Source organism: Puniceicoccaceae bacterium, from assembly GCA_040224245.1.
Taxonomy (GTDB): Bacteria; Verrucomicrobiota; Verrucomicrobiia; order Opitutales; family JAFGAQ01; genus JAKSBQ01.
This window is the reverse complement of record JBEGIR010000026.1, coordinates 19,470-35,966: the sequence shown is the minus strand read 5'-3', so window position 1 is coordinate 35,966 and position 16,497 is coordinate 19,470. Positions and strand designations below refer to the sequence as shown.

The 16,497-nt window shown below is 55.3% G+C and carries 13 protein-coding genes; 4 read left to right on the top strand and 9 right to left on the bottom strand.

Annotated features, from left to right (window positions below):
- Positions 1 to 8: 8 nt before the first annotated feature.
- Entirely contained in the window at positions 9 to 1,961 is a 1,953-nt protein-coding gene (gene cysN, locus ABQ298_04235; protein MEQ9823572.1) for a sulfate adenylyltransferase subunit CysN, read from the top strand.
- 46 nt (positions 1,962 to 2,007) lie between these two features.
- On the opposite strand, the gene ABQ298_04230 is transcribed toward cysN, so the two are convergent.
- The 5 genes from ABQ298_04230 to ABQ298_04210 all read right to left on the bottom strand — a co-directional run bounded on the left by ABQ298_04230 (position 2,008) and on the right by ABQ298_04210 (position 6,078).
- Complete coding sequence (locus ABQ298_04230) at positions 2,008 to 2,484, bottom strand: dihydrofolate reductase (GenBank protein MEQ9823571.1); 477 nt, start codon at positions 2,482 to 2,484, stop codon at positions 2,008 to 2,010.
- Between the two features lie 127 nt (positions 2,485 to 2,611).
- Complete coding sequence (locus ABQ298_04225; GenBank protein ID MEQ9823570.1) at positions 2,612 to 3,142, bottom strand: zf-TFIIB domain-containing protein; 531 nt, start codon at positions 3,140 to 3,142, stop codon at positions 2,612 to 2,614.
- Between the two features lie 87 nt (positions 3,143 to 3,229).
- Positions 3,230 to 4,621: a ribosome biogenesis GTPase Der gene (der, locus tag ABQ298_04220; protein MEQ9823569.1), complete on the bottom strand. Its 1,392-nt coding sequence runs from the start codon at positions 4,619 to 4,621 to the stop codon at positions 3,230 to 3,232.
- A gap of 175 nt (positions 4,622 to 4,796) precedes the next feature.
- Entirely contained in the window at positions 4,797 to 5,633 is an 837-nt protein-coding gene (locus ABQ298_04215) for a protein phosphatase 2C domain-containing protein (GenBank protein MEQ9823568.1), read from the bottom strand.
- Between the two features lie 19 nt (positions 5,634 to 5,652).
- Positions 5,653 to 6,078: a serine/threonine protein phosphatase gene (locus tag ABQ298_04210; GenBank protein MEQ9823567.1), complete on the bottom strand. Its 426-nt coding sequence runs from the start codon at positions 6,076 to 6,078 to the stop codon at positions 5,653 to 5,655.
- 173 nt (positions 6,079 to 6,251) lie between these two features.
- Between ABQ298_04210 and ABQ298_04205 the strand changes: the two genes are divergently transcribed.
- Entirely contained in the window at positions 6,252 to 7,265 is a 1,014-nt protein-coding gene (locus ABQ298_04205; protein ID MEQ9823566.1) for a glutamine synthetase beta-grasp domain-containing protein, read from the top strand.
- A gap of 204 nt (positions 7,266 to 7,469) precedes the next feature.
- On the opposite strand, the gene ABQ298_04200 is transcribed toward ABQ298_04205, so the two are convergent.
- On the bottom strand, positions 7,470 to 9,899 hold the full coding sequence (locus ABQ298_04200) for an outer membrane beta-barrel protein (GenBank protein ID MEQ9823565.1): 2,430 nt from the start codon (positions 9,897 to 9,899) through the stop codon (positions 7,470 to 7,472).
- A gap of 434 nt (positions 9,900 to 10,333) precedes the next feature.
- Here ABQ298_04200 and ABQ298_04195 point away from each other — a divergent pair, with 434 nt between their 5' ends.
- Both ABQ298_04195 and ABQ298_04190 read left to right on the top strand, forming a co-directional pair.
- On the top strand, positions 10,334 to 10,858 hold the full coding sequence (locus ABQ298_04195; GenBank protein MEQ9823564.1) for an STAS domain-containing protein: 525 nt from the start codon (positions 10,334 to 10,336) through the stop codon (positions 10,856 to 10,858).
- 48 nt (positions 10,859 to 10,906) lie between these two features.
- Positions 10,907 to 11,839: a tyrosine recombinase XerC gene (locus ABQ298_04190; protein ID MEQ9823563.1), complete on the top strand. Its 933-nt coding sequence runs from the start codon at positions 10,907 to 10,909 to the stop codon at positions 11,837 to 11,839.
- Positions 11,840 to 11,920: 81 nt separating this feature from the next.
- Here ABQ298_04190 and ABQ298_04185 read toward each other — a convergent pair whose 3' ends face one another.
- From ABQ298_04185 to ABQ298_04175, 3 genes are all read right to left on the bottom strand, one after another.
- Positions 11,921 to 13,597, bottom strand: a complete 1,677-nt coding sequence (locus tag ABQ298_04185) for a GspE/PulE family protein (protein MEQ9823562.1) — start codon at positions 13,595 to 13,597, stop codon at positions 11,921 to 11,923.
- A gap of 181 nt (positions 13,598 to 13,778) precedes the next feature.
- Entirely contained in the window at positions 13,779 to 15,659 is a 1,881-nt protein-coding gene (locus ABQ298_04180; GenBank protein ID MEQ9823561.1) for a 2-oxo acid dehydrogenase subunit E2, read from the bottom strand.
- Positions 15,660 to 15,916: 257 nt separating this feature from the next.
- A complete protein-coding gene (locus tag ABQ298_04175; protein ID MEQ9823560.1) occupies positions 15,917 to 16,426 on the bottom strand; it encodes a nitroreductase family protein in 510 nt (169 codons plus the stop codon).
- Positions 16,427 to 16,497: the final 71 nt, after the last annotated feature.

Here is a 16,497-nt window from a genome sequence, read left to right as displayed (position 1 = left end):
ATTTTACGATGACATCGGAAAATCGAAACTATAAAATCCGCGAACAAGACCTCATTCGCAGCGACATCAGTGCCTACCTCAAGCGCCATGAGGAGAAGGACATGCTGCGGTTTTTGACCTGCGGCAGCGTCGATGACGGTAAGAGCACGCTGATTGGACGACTGCTCTACGATTCGCAGATGATCTATGAGGACCAGCTGGCGGCGGTGCTGAAGGACTCCAAGGTGCACGGTACCACGGGTGATGACTTTGACCCAGCGCTGCTGACTGATGGGTTGAAGGCGGAGCGGGAGCAGGGCATCACCATTGATGTGGCCTATCGCTATTTTTCGACTGAGAAGCGCAGTTTCATCATCTGTGATGCGCCCGGTCACGAGCAGTATACGCGCAATATGGCCACGGGTGCGAGTCACTGCGACCTGGCGATTGTGCTGATTGATGCGCGCCACGGGGTGATGCCGCAGACCAAGCGTCACAGCTTTATTGCAAGCCTTCTGGGCATCAAGCACTTGGTGGTGGCGGTGAACAAGATGGATGCGGTGGGTTTTGATGAGGCCGTGTTTGAAAAAATCCGCAAGGATTATCTCGGGTTTGCGGCAAAGTTTGAGTCCATCGACCTGCACTTCATCCCGATGTCCGCGCTCAAGGGGGACAACGTGGTCGAGCGCAGCACGAACATGCCGTGGTTTGAGGGTCGCCCACTGCTCAGTCATCTGGAATCGGTGGAAATCACAGCCGACCGCAACCTGATCGATTTTCGTTTTCCTGTGCAGTATGTGCTGCGCCCGAACCTGAACTTTCGCGGATTTTGTGGAACCATTGCATCTGGAGTGGTGCGTGTGGGGGACAAGGTGGTTGTAAATCCATCGGGCAAGGAGACACGGATCAAGAGCATCGTGACCTATGATGGCGAGTTGAAGGAGGCGTTTGCGCCGATGGCGGTGACGCTGACCACGACCGATGAGGTGGACATTTCCCGTGGGTCGATTCTCAGTCACCCGAACAACCGTCCGACCATTGAGAGTGGATTTGACGCTCAAGTTGTGTGGATGCACGAAAAGAAGTTGCAGGCGGGACGAAACTACCTGCTCAAGAGTACCACGCAGACCTTGCCAGTCACGCTGGACGGGGTGCGCTACAAGTTTGATATCAATAGCCTGAGCCGACTTGATGGGGATGCGCTGGAGATGAATGAAATCGGACGCGTCGGATTTACCGCACACCGCAGTTTCTGCTTCGACAGCTACAGTCGCAATGACAAGACGGGTTCCTTCGTGCTGATTGACCCGCTCAGCAACGCGACGGTTGCGGCTGGCATGATCACCGAGCAGCGTGCTGCTCCGCAGAAGAAAGTGACGGGCAAGCACAACCTCAACTGGGAAAAGGGCATGGTCAGCACGTCGGATCGCCAGGATCTGATGGGGCATGCACCCGCTACGATTTGGCTGACGGGACTGTCGGGTTCCGGGAAGTCCACGATCGCCCAGCATCTGGAGGCCAAGTTGGTGGCGATGGGGAAAAAGGCCTACATCCTCGATGGGGACAACATCCGTCACGGACTCAATTCGGACCTCGGCTTCCGCCCTGAGGATCGCAAGGAGAACATTCGACGCATCGCGGAGGTTGCTGCGCTGATGAATGACGCAGGCCTGATTGTGATCACTGCATTTATCTCACCCTACCAGGAGGACCGGGACACTGCCCGTGGCATTGTGGACCGCGCGACTGCGGATGCGAAGCGCAAGCGCTTCCACGAGATCTTTGTGGATACTCCGCTTGAGGTCTGCGAGGCACGCGATGTGAAGGGACTCTATGCCAAAGCCCGAGCAGGTGAGGTGAAGCAATTCACCGGAGTGACTGCCCCCTATGAAGTGCCGGAGCAGCCCGAGTTGAAAGTGAACACCCACGGCATGACTCCCACAGCCTGTGCGGACTTGATCATCGCAGAGCTGGGCTTGTAGAAGTCGTCGGCGCATCATCGGGTCGTTTCAGGACGTAGAAGGTGTATTAGAGGGACTTGTTGCGCGAACGGCGCTCGGATACAACTTCGGTGAAGGTTTCCCTCCACTCGGGGAAAAAGGTATCGCCGTCGGAAACTTCGGTGTGCACGAGCGTGAGATAGAGGCGATCTGCCAGGTGCAGGGCTTCTTCGTAGACGGGCTGCCCACCACCAATCCAGATGGTGTCATATCCCTCGATTGCCTGAGCCTGCTCGAGTGCCTGCTGCAGACTGCCTGCCTTGGTTGCGCCCTCAAACTGCAGTTCGGGATTACGGGTTAGCACGATGGTATGAGTGCCGGGGAAGGGTTTTTGGAGTTCATCCCACACACGTCGGCCTTCAATCACGATTCCACCGCTGACGCAGTCGTAGAGGTATCGAAGGTCTTCCCGGATGCGCCATGGAAGTGTGCCGTTTTTTCCGATGACGCGGTTTTCGGAGCAGGCGACAATGAGATGGATGGGTTTACGGCGAGCGTTTAGCATGACGCCTTTATGAAGGACGGATGTCAGCGTTGGCAAGCGGGAGTTGCATCCCGATCCTCGACCGTTGCGGGTTGCTTTTCCTTGTCAGTGCCACTGCAGCGGTGGATTCCAGCGAGCGGAGATGTCGTCAGAAGGCGGCACCATCCTGCTTGCCCGGAAGATAACGTGAGGGGCACAGCCAGGCGAACAGATGGGCAAACTTGCGAGCAGCATCGACCTTGGCCTGGCTGTCCGAGAGCTGCGCCTGGAAGGCCGGATCGGCAAAGGCGGCATCAACGAGCGCCTGCGATGCACGCTCTCGGTCGCATTGCGACGGAAAGTTTTCGCGAATCTTTGCCAGTTCACCTGCATCGAGCCACACGCCGCCGCAGTTCGGGCAGCGGTCGATCTCAATCTCGCGAAGTGGGGAGTAGAAGTGGCGTGCCATGACGATGGTTTTGCACTTGGGGCAGTGCAGGCGCGCGTTGAGATCCACCGCATCATTGCGATGCTGTTCCATGAGCGCGACCAATTCGGCTCCGCCCTGTTCGTGTGCTTCGTCGAACTTGATCAATTCGTAGTTGTCAAACCAGACTCCGCCGCATGCTTCTGAGAAGTCGACCGTGATACCACTGATCGTGATGGTCTTGAGATCGGTGCCGGTTCGAGGACATTTCATGAGTGTGGATGGTATGGAAACTGGGCGATTGCGCAAGTTTGGAAATGGCGATGCGTAAGCATGCACCAGACGGAGCGGAGGGATGGGTTACTCCTCGTCGCGGTAACGCTGTTCTTTGCCGATGAGTTCAAACTGAATCGGACAACCCGAAAGTTTGAAGTGGTCGATGAGGTTCTTCTCAAGGTATCGCCGGTAGCTGTCCTGCAGGCGTTCAGCCCGGTTGCAAAACATCTTGATGCGAAAGGGTCGGTTGCGGGTCTGTACCGCATAGAAGATTTTGAAGCGCTTGCCAGTTACCTTGGAAGGGTTGCGCCGGTCGAACAGATCCTGAAGCAGCTTGTTCAGTTTGGGAGTAGTCATGCGCGTGTCGAGCGTGCGGTGCACCTTGAGGATTGCCTTAAGCAGGTGGTCCACTCCCTCACCTGAGTTGGACGATGTGAAGATCACCGGGGAATCAGGAAGATAGAAAAACTGTTTGCGAAGGTTGGCCTCATAGGCCTCGCGAAACGCGCGAATACTCTCCCAACCTTCAATATCACCCTCGCTCACCGCGCTGACGGCAAGATCCCACTTGGTGACCACAACAATCAGGGCCTTGCCAGCTTCGAGGATTTGGCCAGCGATGATTTTGTCCTGCTTGGATACACCCTCCCTGGCGTCCACCAGATGCAGTACAATGTCGCTGCGCTCGATCGAACGCTGGGTGCGCACCGACGAGAAATACTCCACTGAACTGTCCATCTTTTTCTTGGGCCGCAGGCCTGCCGTGTCAAACAGGTGCAGGTCCCAGGTATTGCCCTGGGGATCGGTGTACTGCAGCGTGGTTTCGATCATGTCGCGCGTCGTACCAGCGATATCGGCGACAATGAAGCGGTCGGAGTTGAGCAGACGGTTCCCGAGCGACGATTTCCCCGCATTGGGTTTGCCAACGAGTGAGAACGTGAGCTTGGGGTTGTGAGATTCCTGCCAAGGTACAAGCGGCCCCAGCTGGTCGAGCACTTCCTGTTCGAGCTCGTTGAGACCATGGTTGTGCTCGGCGGAAACGGAATGAGGCTCGCCAAATCCAAGCCGTGCAAAATCGTAGGCGGCATGGGTGTTCTCGGGATTGTCCATCTTGTTCACCACGAGCAACACCTTGGAATGATGCTTGTGGAGACGGTGGGCAATTTCCATGTCGAGCGGGGTGAGACCCTCTTGACCATCAGTGACAAAAAGGATGAGCGTCGCAGTTTCCACGGCAATCATCGCCTGAGTGGCCATGGCCTCGGCGATCACCTGCGGTGTGTTTTTATCTTCCAACCCGATGCCTCCCGTATCCATGAGCACATAACCATCGGGCATGTCGGTGGTTACGACATCACGCGTCACCCCGGGGCGGTCGTGTACGATGGAGATCCTTCGATGGGAAAGTCGGTTGAACAGGCGACTCTTCCCCACATTGGGACGACCGACGATGGCGACTACTTTGGTTTCGTTCATGTTGCTGGAATGGATGGCGGGGCGTCTGTGGTTGAATTGAAAACCGGCGACCATACAGGAATTCGACTCGTCAGAGCAATCATGGAATGCGGAATTTGCGAGAGGATGAAGAAGGTGCGAGCTGGAAGCTTCCGCTACGTTAGGGGTGTTGGGTGAAGCGAGCAGGAAGTTCCCGCTACGATGCTTCTCCCATCTCCTGGGTGAACCAGACGACCATGGATGTGAGATTGTCCCGGCCTGAGGAGAAGAGAGCCTCCCTGACCAGACGTTCTGAGGGGCGTAGATCCTTGATGTTGGGAGTGGGGCGCAGGAGGGTGCTCTCGATGCTGCGGTCGTAGAGGCCGTCACAGATGCCGTCGGAGCAGAGAATCAGGTGATCGCCGGGCTGCATTGAAAAATGGGCAATCTGCGGATCGACCTCACGACGGAGGCCTCCGATGGATTGATCGAGAAGGTGTCGCTCGGGATGGTTTTTGGATTCGCGTTCGTTGATTTTGCCCTCGCGGTACAGGCGTCCGACTTCGGAGTGATCCTCGGATCGCTGGATGATCGTTTCCCCATTGGGGATTTGGTAGATGCGACTGTCTCCGACATGACCGATGATGAAGCCCTCGGTCGGATGGATCCAACAGAGACTCAAGGTTGCGCCCATGCCCTTGCACTCTTCGTACCAGCGTCCCGTTGCCATCACCTCCTCATGAATATCGAGAATGATGTTGCGCAGTACCTGCTGGCGGAGTTCCGGAGTGCGGGTATCGGTTTTTCGCAGGGCGAGAGGCAGGCGTTTGGTGAGACCCTGAAGGGTGAGGCGACTGGCAAAATCTCCGGCATTGGCTCCACCCATGCCATCACTCACGGCAAAGAGAAACTGGGAATCCTGGAGCGGTGCGTCCCCCTCCTTGCCGAGGTAGTGCACTTCCTGTTCGTTAAGAATGAGACCGAGAAAGGCGTCTTCGTTGTTCGGGCGGAATCGGCCCGGATGGGTCATGCCGGACCAGTGGATGCGTTGCATGGCAGTCACGGGTGGAAAATCAGGAAAGCTGACGTGGATTTTTTATATCCTCGATTTTGAGACCCTCGCCCGTGGCGAGATTGGTGGAAAACTCGAAGTCGATCACGCAGAAACGACCGAGCCGGTCATCGTAGGTGATGTTGCGTGCGAAAGGATCGCCGTGTTCGATTCCATACTGCTCGAGAGCGCGAAACATCGAATCCTGCTTCTCCTGGCTGATTTTTTGCACGATTTGCCCGACATTGGTGGTGACGATGGTCAGGGTTTCGGGATCTTCCTCCAACAGACGGGGCACAAAATCACAGCCTTGCTGAGCCAGGTATTTCAGGACTCTGACCTCGTTTTCGTATCGTAATTCCGCACCGGGTCCGAAATACTGCTTGTGTACTTTACCGTCATATCCGACCCGAACAGATGCTCTTTTCGTATCTTTTACCTCGCGCATTAGAATGGAATAGTATTATTTTGGGCAGCTTTGAGTTTATTTCATACTTTTTTTTGAATTGGCCCACTGGCTGCTATTTTGGTTGCAGCCATGCTGATCCAGCTATCAGCATCATTTCCAGAAAACCCTTGAATTGAGTATCCTGCAAACAGGAACTATTAATCCGAAACAATATGCCAAAATACAAGTTAGAATACATCTGGCTGGATGGATATCAACCAGTCGCTAACCTTCGTGGAAAGACCCGCATTGCCTCGTCGGCTCCGCAGAGCGTCGAAGATTGCCCGTGGTGGGGGTTTGACGGAAGCTCCACGCAGCAGGCACCCGGAAGCAATTCGGACTGTCTGTTGAAGCCGGTGGCGCTGTATCCTGATGCTGGACGCACCAACGGTTACATTGTGATGTGCGAAGTGATGAATCCGGACGGCACTCCACATCCCTCCAACTACCGTTCAACGATCATTGAAGACCCAGATGCATGGTTTGGACTGGAGCAGGAGTATTTCCTGATGCAGGATGGAAAGCCGTTGGGATGGCCGACAGACGGTTATCCGGCACCGCAGGGCAAGTATTACACGGGTGTGGGATACAACAACGTGGGTGATATTGCTCGTGAAATCGTTGAGGAGCATCTTGACCTTTGCCTTGAAGCCGGGATCAACCATGAAGGCATTAACGCCGAAGTGGCGAAGGGCCAGTGGGAGTTCCAGGTCTTTGGTAAAGGTTCCGCCAAGGCTGCAGATGACGTGTGGGTAGCGCGTTACTTCCTGTTGCGTCTGTGTGAGAAGTACCAGGTGGATGTGCAGTGGCACTGCAAGCCCTACCAGGGCGACTGGAATGGTTCTGGCATGCACTGTAACTTTTCGACAAAATTCATGCGTGAGGTGGGAGGTAAGGATTACTTCCTGCGTCTGATGGATGCATTTGAAAAGAATCGTGACGAGCACATCGCAGCCTATGGACCGGACAACCATCTGCGCCTGACGGGTCTGCATGAAACGCAGTCGATCGACAAGTTCAGTTGGGGCATTGCCGACCGTGGAGCGTCGATTCGGGTGCCGCATTCCTTTGTCAAGGACGGTGCGTATCGGGGTTACCTCGAAGACCGTCGTCCGAATTCTCAGGGAGATCCATACCGCATCGTTTCGCGCGTGCTCAAGACGATCACGGAAGTCCCAACCGAATGAGATTTCGGTAGAATGTAAGGCTTTACGTCCTGTGAGGACGTTGCTTTCTGACAACAACCCCGGCCTGAATAATGCTGGGGTTGTTTCTGTACGATGTCTTGCTGTGGTCGTGAATCCGTGTGGCTGATGGGGTTGCGACTACGGGCAGTGAAGGGAGTGCCTGTTCTATCCCGACGTTTGGGTCCACGGACAGGAAATACAGAATCAGAAGCGGATTTTGAGACCGAGTTCGAGTTGTTTTGAGCGCCAGGCAATTCCGGAGGGACGGGATGTTTTCCCGTAGTAGGTCTTTGCGTAGCTTTCCAGCAAACCGCTTACCTCGCAATAGATTCTCGCGGACGGACTCCACTGGTAGCTGAGGTGCAGGCTGAGGTGTTCCTGGGGGATTTCGTAGCGATCCTGCCAGCTTGCGCCAAAAACCGCAACCAGCTCTGCATCTTCATAGGCGTAGTCGATGCGCAGGTAGAATGGTTGGCGCTCATAGCTCAGTGTCGCCTCATAGCGGTTACGCGGGCGGTAGGTCACTGGCAGTGTTTCGGATTCCCGACCGGGATATTGGGTTTGGGAATCCTGATAGCTGTATTTGAGCAAAAGGCTGAACCCGTCGAGTGCATCGTTGAGTTCCACCAGATCCTGGGTCAGAATGGCTCGAATTCCACGTTCGGTTGCACTGGGTCCATTGGCGTGAGTGCCTCGGGTGAATTCGGAGAACGTTCCGTCCGTGATCTGGGAGACTTCCCAGAAAACAATATCGTCGACCTCTTTGGAAAAGAGTTCGAGTGAAAACAGGCTGGATTCGGAGAGTTTTACATCTACTGAAACATCGACGTTCTGATAGAGCGTAGGTTTCAATTGTGGATTCCCTTCTGCAATTTCACGGGAGTTGTAGTCGATGTAGCGGTAGGGCACGGTGTATCCGAAATAGGGTCGTTCGATGGTGCCAGTCCACGATGCGATGAGGGTCGTGCGTGAACCGAGGAAGTAGCGAAGGTGTACGGACGGGAAGAGGTCCGTGTAGTTGTTGCTCCCGCGCCCGGGTTCGGTGGTCACATAGTCCCCTTCTTCATTGATGATCACGGTTTTCGCCCGGTAGTCCAGAGATGTGCGTTCCACCCGGAAGCCGAGGATGGTGCGCAGGCGTTCTCCCTTGAGGTTGAGCATGGCGTAGGCGGCCCCCAGATTTTCTTCCGCGCGATAAGTTGCGGGATCCGCCTTCAGCGCGGAGCGCATGAGATTGAATTGGAAGGATGACTCATGTTGTGAGGCAAAATCACGCGCATCTGCAAGGGTGGGAAAATAGCCCCAATTGACCCCGGGCACCAGCAAACTGTCTGCCCCATAGTTCCACGCCAGGTCGGCAAGTGTGAATACCCCATCGAATCCTGTGAAAATGCGACTTTGAACGGATTGATCCATCAGTTTGTGGGTCCATTTGAGGCCCGCTTTCAGATAAGCATCCAGACCCCAAACCTCAAAGTCATGACGCAGGTTTGATGCGATCACCCAGCGGTCATTTGTGCGGTGCGTGCGCTCACGCAGCAACTCATCAAATGCAAATTGTGCGGGTTCGTTGAGGTCGACCGAAGCGCTATCAATGCGCGGCAGAAACTGATGATTCAGTCGGTAGTGCAATTCGATGGGGTGAGTCCGGAACTGAAGTTCCACCCAGTCGGGTTCCTGATAACGCTGAAACTCTCCCAGAATGCGGAAATCAGCCCGCCAGCTGTCACTCTCATAGACCCATCCGGCGAGAAAGTCGGTTTGATCGGTTTCCGTTTCGTAGGCGATGAGGTCACGGTCGGCGTAGGAATTGGAGACCGACCCAAGTATTCGGCTCGCAGACTCATAGGTACCCCGGTTGAAATGGTAGAGGATGCGGGGCTGATAGAGTTCCTTTTCCCGTCGGCTGGCGTTCACGCGAATGAAAGCATGCAGCTTATCGGAAAAGCGATAGTCCATGGAGACACTGAGATTTCGATTCTGCTGCCACTCTTCCTCACGGTTCTGGATGAGATAGTTTGGCGTATAGAGCTGGGTGTCTGCATCCTTCGGTTCCCAATTGAGGTAGTAGCCTTCAAAGGTATCGTGCCCGTGGGAGTGAGATGCCTGAATGCGAAAGCCGAAGTCACCAAAGGCCCGGCTGTAGCTGGCTGAGGCACCCTGCATCCAGGTTGACTCGCCTTCCGAATAGCGAGCCCACCCATCGAGTTGGAACACGGGTTTTTCCAGCAGAAAGGTTGGACTGAAGCTTAAGTTGAGCGAGCCGCCCCTGGAGTCTGCATCGAGGTCTGCTGTTACGGCGCGAAGCAATTCGATTTCACTAACGGCATCCGCCGGGATGTCTTCAAGTGCCAGATTGGATTTTTCACCGTCGATGGTGAGGTTGCTGAACTGAAGATCCGGACGCCGGGACAAAGCTTCCGCAACGTTTGAGTCGTCGACCAATTCGACGGCTTCCCGGTCACTGATGAGTGCCCGGTCGGATGCATCCTTGCGGTCCGGAAGCAGTGGCGCTGGTTCTTCGGAACTCTGTGCCAGAAGCAATGCAGGAGCGAGGGCAAGGGCCAGCAAGTAATGCGTCAACGGACAGGCCATTGCGGCCCACAATCTCCAGATTGCAGCGTTGGAGGGCATGGGTTGTTGCATCAATCAGTCGTAGTCTTGGATTCAAAGTGGACCCGTTCCCGAATCTGCCTGCGGTGGGTTTTGCATTCAACGGGTTGTTGGGACGAGAGAACGGATGTGGTGGCGGCCCGATCTGAATGCGGAATCATCTCCGTTCGTGAACCGGGCCAACCGTCTCTCACCTTATAGGGTGCATCGATGCGTGAGTAAGCCTTTCGCTTGACCTTTTTTAGGTAGACGGTGACAGAACAGCGGCTAGCATTCAGGAGGCTTTGTATACCCAACTGGCTTCAAAAAATAGGGGGTGCTGACTGTCAAATGCCAGGAGTTGGGAATAAAGTTTTGCACAAGGGGGGATCTTCATTAATTTTCGCTAATTGTTTGACCGGATGATACGATAATGGAGGGAGACCCTAAAACCGCCCAAAACCTGATGGATTGAAATGCCCGAAGAGAATGCTCCAGATTTTATCGTTTGCGCTGATTCCGATCCGGTGATCGTCAAGATCAACGGAAAGGCAAACTACCTGAACTGCTCACCTGTGAACGAATTTTTTGATTGCGTCATCAGCCGTGGAGCAAGTCACTTCCTCGTGGATTTTCAAAACTGCCTGGGCATGGACAGCACCTTTCTCGGAGTGCTTGCGGGTGTTGCCACACGGGCAATGCACAAGGACCCCATGGGGCGGCTCAGTCTGGCAAATCTGAATGCTTCGAATAAGCAATTGATCCGGGGTTTGGGGCTTCATCATCTGCCGAGCGTTGAGTTTCTGGACGAAATTGAAGTCACCTTCCAGAACGGAAACCAGAAGCAAATCAGCGAAGGACTAGACTGCAAAGAGGCAAGTGCTGATATGATTCTGGAAGCGCACGAACGCCTGATGAAGCTCAATCGGGCAAATGAAAAGCGCTTTCAGGATGTGGTGAAATTTCTCCGAAGAGAGGCAGAAAAATCTTCAGAGTCCTGAGTTCGAGCAACCTGTTCCGGAGGATTCTGTTCCGCGAAATGTTTTGAAATGGCGCGCCTTGAACCGATTCCTTCCCTGGATGAAGCGCAGCTTCGATTTGATGCCTGGTTGCGCAATGAAAAGCGCATGTCGCCCTACACGATCCGCAACTACCTGGCAGCAATGCATGCCTTCGCCGCCTGGCTGGAGCAGCAGAACTTGCAAGACACTTGGTTCAGCCTGAACCCTCGTGTGCTGCGGGATTACACGATCACATTACAGACCACGCTCTCCCGGCGAACCGTGCACAATCGATTTTCCGCCATAAAGCGGTTTTTTCACTACGCGATGGCACAGGGTTGGGTGTCGCAACACCCTTGTGCGGATCTCATGCTGCCGAAGTTGCCGCGCAAACTACCCGTCTACTTGACAGTGAATCAGATGAAGGAATTGCTGCAGGCTCCCCTGGCATTGCAGCAGAATGGACGCATCGATTCAGTGGTCGCATGGCAGGACCGTGCGATTTTGGAACTGTTTTATGGAGGCGGTTTTCGGATCAGCGAAGTGATTCAGCTGACTTGGGGTGATGTGGATCTGCACGAAGGCGTTGTTCGGGTCATTGGTAAAGGAAACAAAGAGCGATGGTGCCCTGTGGGCAAACTATGTGTTCATGCCCTGCAGCAATATCGGGCAGTGCGCCTTGAACGAGATGGGCTGGGGTCCTTCCTTTTTCCCGGGAAACGGGGAGGTCATCTCAGCGCACGTGGTGTGCAGGCACGGCTCAAGCGATACTTGCGCGAGGCAGGGCTGCCCGCCGACATCAGTCCTCACAAACTTCGCCATTCGTATGCGACGCATTTGCTCGATGCCGGGGCCGACATCCGTGTGGTGCAGGAATTGCTCGGGCACGTGAGCCTTTCGACCACCCAGATCTACACGCACGTCACGCTCGAACGCCTGCGCCATGCACACCGACAGGCGCATCCGCGAGCGCAGCAATGAAATCGGCTGCAGCGATAGCCTGACGGAGCAATGAAAGCAGAAGCAACGCCTGTAGTCTGAAATAACTGGCTGTGGGTTGTATCATTTTGGGGGTTCGCTTTCAGCGATGCCGAGGTGTTGCAACAGCTCCTGACTGGTGGTGATTCCCTCCAGTAAAAGGGCAATGCCGTGTTCACGAAGAGTACGCATGCCCTGGCGCCGTGCAAAGGTACGGAGTTGTCGGTGGGAGGCTCCCGCGCTGATTTCCTCGCGCAGTGCATCGCAGATGGGAAGGAATTCAAAGATGCCAATTCGACCCATGTCGTCGACATGGTGCTGCCCGGGAGTGTGTGCGATGGCGCGTTGCAGCGGACGGCCTGCGAGCGTGACACGATCCAGTCCGAGGGCGTCCAGTTCGGCATCATCGGGCACGTAGCTTTCGCTGCATTGCGGGTGCAGTTTGCGCAACAGACGCTGTGCAATGACTCCAGATAGCGCGGCCGCAACCAGGTACGGTTCCACTCCGAGGTCCACGAATCGTGGCACTGCACCTGCTGCATCCTGAGTGTGCAGTGAGCTGAAAACGCGGTGACCCGTGAGCGATGCCTGCACGGCGATTTTGGCGGTCTCGGCATCCCGGATTTCTCCGATGAACAGTGTATCGGGGTCGTGCCGGAGAAACGCACGCAGCGTGCGAGCGAAATCGAGTCCGATGGAGGCTTGGGTCTGGACTTGCACCATGCCATCGATGTCGAATTCCACCGGATCTTCCACGGTGAGCAGTTTGCTTCCATCGAGATCCAACTCGCGCAGCGCACTGTAGAGTGTGGTGGTTTTCCCGCTCCCGGTGGGACCGGTTGCGAGAAGAATTCCGTTGGGTTGACGGATGACTTTTCGGACGGCATGCAACATGTCCGGGGGTAGACCCAGTTGATCCAAAGACAGGGGAATGCGTGCCTGATCGAGAAAACGCAGCACAATGCTTTCGCCGCAATGGGTCGGTAGCGTTGAGATACGAACGTCCACCTGACGATCCTGCAGAGACACTGTCAGCCGTCCGTCCTGAGGTACACGGTTTTCGGTCACATTGAGATGTCCCATGACTTTGAGGCGTGCGGTAATGGAAGCGCCTTCGAGACGGGACGGAGTGGGAATGTGGCGCAATTCACCATGCACGCGATAGCGGATGCGAAAGCTTTGCTGCATGGGTTCGAGATGCAGGTCGGATGCCCCGTCGAGGATGGCGGTTTGCAGTAGGAAATCCACATACTCGATCACGGACGCAGGGGCGTCGGAAGCATCGCCTGATTCACGGATCGAGGTCGTTGGTGCTGTGCTGTACGAATGAGAGAGTTGCTGGTGAACCCAGTCCGGATCGATCAATTCGAGTCTGACGCTGCAGCCGAGCAGATGCGCAAAATCGGTGCACAGATCAGGATCGAACGGATCAATGGCAGCGATCCAGAGACAATCGCCTTCTCTGCGCAGCGGAAGCACACCGCGAGCCTGCGCGATCTCGAGCGGGATACAGGATTGTGCCTTACTGAGATTTGCCTCGAACTCCGGATCGGCATCGGGATCCCGAAACGGGATGCCGAGGAATGTTGAAACCGCAGTCAGCAACTCCAGGCGAGAGATGCTGCCACGCGCAAGTAGCAGTTCGCCCAGGCTGCGTTGCTGTTCCCTTGCTTCGTCAAGCAACGTCTGCAGCACATCGTCGCGGAATGAGGAATGGGAGGAAAGTGCAGCAGCAAGATCACGGTTTCGGTGGTCGAACATGGCAGAGGATGGAGGAGGTTGAAGGCACGCAGTGTGCGAGTGTCATCGACGCTGACGCTTCTCGTGTGCATGCTGGGCGTGTGCATTTACGCCGTGAAACGAAGACATTGTGACAGGGAGGATCGCAGTATCAGGGAATTGGGTGTTTGAGGTGGGATGAATGCAGACGTGACGTGCCCGTTCAAATGAGACGCAATTGCTCATTTCCACAGGTCCAGTCGGGATCAGCTTCGCCAGGTTTGAGCGCTTCGATCAAATTGCAAATGGTCTGCAGGAAGCGTGCGGCATTTTGCGGGTCAATTGCTCGGCTGTCGCAGGCAAGTGTGAGTTCGGAGCGTTTCCGAATGGCGATGAAGTCCCCAAACGGAACCACCTGAGGGCGGATGCTGCCCACGGCAAGAGCTCCAGTCTGGGGAGCGGTAATGAGTGGAATCATGCGATGGATGGCAGGGTGCTCCATCACGGTCACCGTGAAGGTGGTATCATAGTCGAGCAGCACCTTGGAGCGAACGGCGAGATCGGTGTTTTTTTTCACAACCTCGGCAATCTTTTCGATGGATTTGTGGTAGACATCGGGAATCACTGGAGTGACGACCCCATCATCGCAGGGTGTTGAGATGCCGATATTGATGGATCGCTTGAGAATCATGCGGTCATTGCGCACGCAGGCGTTCATTTCCGGCATGATCGCGAGGGCCTGGCCAGTTGCTTTTACGATGAGATCGGTAAGTTTGACCTTGATGCCGGCGCGCTGGTGCTGCTCATGCAACCATTTCAGCGCATCCGTCCAATCGATTTCGGCAAAGAGGTAGAAGTGGGGGACGGAGCGTGTGCTCTCCAGTTGGCTTTCGGCAAATGCACGTTTGGTTGCGTTAAACGGGATGATCAGATCGTCCCGTTTGGAGAGGTGGAATTGTGAGGCAACTTCCCCAAAATCGGGCATCGGGGCATCCGGGGTCTGTTCGGGTTCGATGGAACCGATCTCCCAAGTGCTGTCCTTCGGGTTTGCATTTGCCAGCCGCGTGTCGGGAGTTGGATCGGAACTGGCAGTGGGATCGAAGTCGAAATCCGATTCCATGCTGTTGGTGATGGACGCGTCCTCAGATTGCGGAGGTGTCGTTTGTGCAGGGGTGGATGAATCGGAATCCTGTGACTGTGCAGTCTCGGGAAGCGGATCGGAAAAATCGTTCCCCCCGGGTTCAACGGGTGCTTCATGCTCCGCAATGGGAGTGAGGGTGGGCTGAGATTCAGTTGCTTCGGATGGGATGACTGGGGCTGCGTCGTCGAGGGAGGGTGCTGGAGTTTCGGCGGTTTCCGGGGCGGGTGGGTTTTCTTTTGCCTGATCGCGCTCCTGAATGGCGTTTTCGACGTCGATATAAAGGATTTTGCCATGGTCACCGCTACCACGGATGGAACGCAAATCGAGTCCCATGCGCTCCGCCATCTTTCGAGCTGCCGGAGAGACTTCGGGGCCAGATTCGGTCTCTTCGGCTGATACTTCGCTGGTCGGTGCATCGGCATGTTCAGGTGTGTCGGTCTCCTGTTCGACATCCTGCGAATCAAGCGATGCCTCGGGATCGAGTTTCAGGCGCAATGCACCCGATTCGATCTCAGTGGAATCGGTTTCTGACGAGACGGAGGAATCTTCAATCGCGGAATGCGCAGTATCGGGACTGTCTTCCGGGTTTTCCGGCTCTGAGGATGCCTGCCCGACGGATTCCGGGACTTCTTCTTCCGGCGGCGAACTTTCGGATGCGTCTGTGTCGATGGGCAGTGGCAGCGTATGGTCCTGCTCGTCATCCATGTTGGGGAAATCGGTGATGGTCAGATCGGGATGCATGATCGCGATCGGTTCATCAAAATCGATGGTTGCGCCATCTCCCTGCAGGATGCTTTCGAGGATGCCCTGTTCCTCTGCAGCGACCTTGAAGGAACCAATCGGAGTCTTGATGATGGCCAGGATCGCTCCGATCTGGATTTTATCCCCCTCCTTGCACTGCCAGCGGGTGATGGTTGCATTTTCGATTTCCGGGCCGGGTTTTGGGAGACGAATTTCAATCATGGCAGCAAGGTCAGAGAGTCAGTTGGTGAATTGGGACAGCAGGACTGAGGCTTAACGCAGTCTGGCAACTTGAGATGGCAATGGTTGTATTTGAACTTTGAGTCCCCATCAAGAACAGAAACAAGGGAACCTGCTGCTGAACGCACCCAGTTGTGTTGAAATGGTGGGGGCAGGTGCTCGCTTCGTTTCCGGTAAGTCCCGGCCAAGCATTGGGTGCAGTGATGTCTACGGTGAAGGCGTGAGAAGCTCCTGCTGCTCTACCAGCGGTTCCAGTGGATGCGTTCTGGCTTGAAGTTGATTTTTTCGGGATAGGGTTCGTCGGGGTAGCCAACCGCGACGAGTGCAAAGGGAACAACGGAATCGGGAAGGTTCAACCAGGTTTGCAGGGAGTTGACATTGCATGGGGTCGGGTGGACCCCCACCCATACGGCACCCAAGCCCAGTTCATGAGCGGCAAGCAGCAAGTTTTGCGTGCAGGCTGCGCAGTCCTGTACCCAGAATCCGGGTAGTTTTTCGAGGGATTGGTCTCCGCAGATCAAAATGGCAGCGGGTGCGCCGCGCACAAGGTCGCAGTGGTTGTGGTGTTCGGGAAGGCGTTGAAGCATTGCCGATTCTGTCATCACAATGAACTGCCATGGTTGTTCATCCAGGGCGGAGGGTGCGTCCATCGCCGCTTCAAGCATCGTTTGAAGATCTTTTTTCTCGACGGCTTTGGGGAGAAATTTGCGGATGCTGCGGCGGGTTCGAATGGCTTCGAGAAGGTTCATGAAAGCATGAGTTGGGTAAGTTGTCTTTACAGCCACCATCGAAACGCATTATTGCAATGGGTTCAACCCAT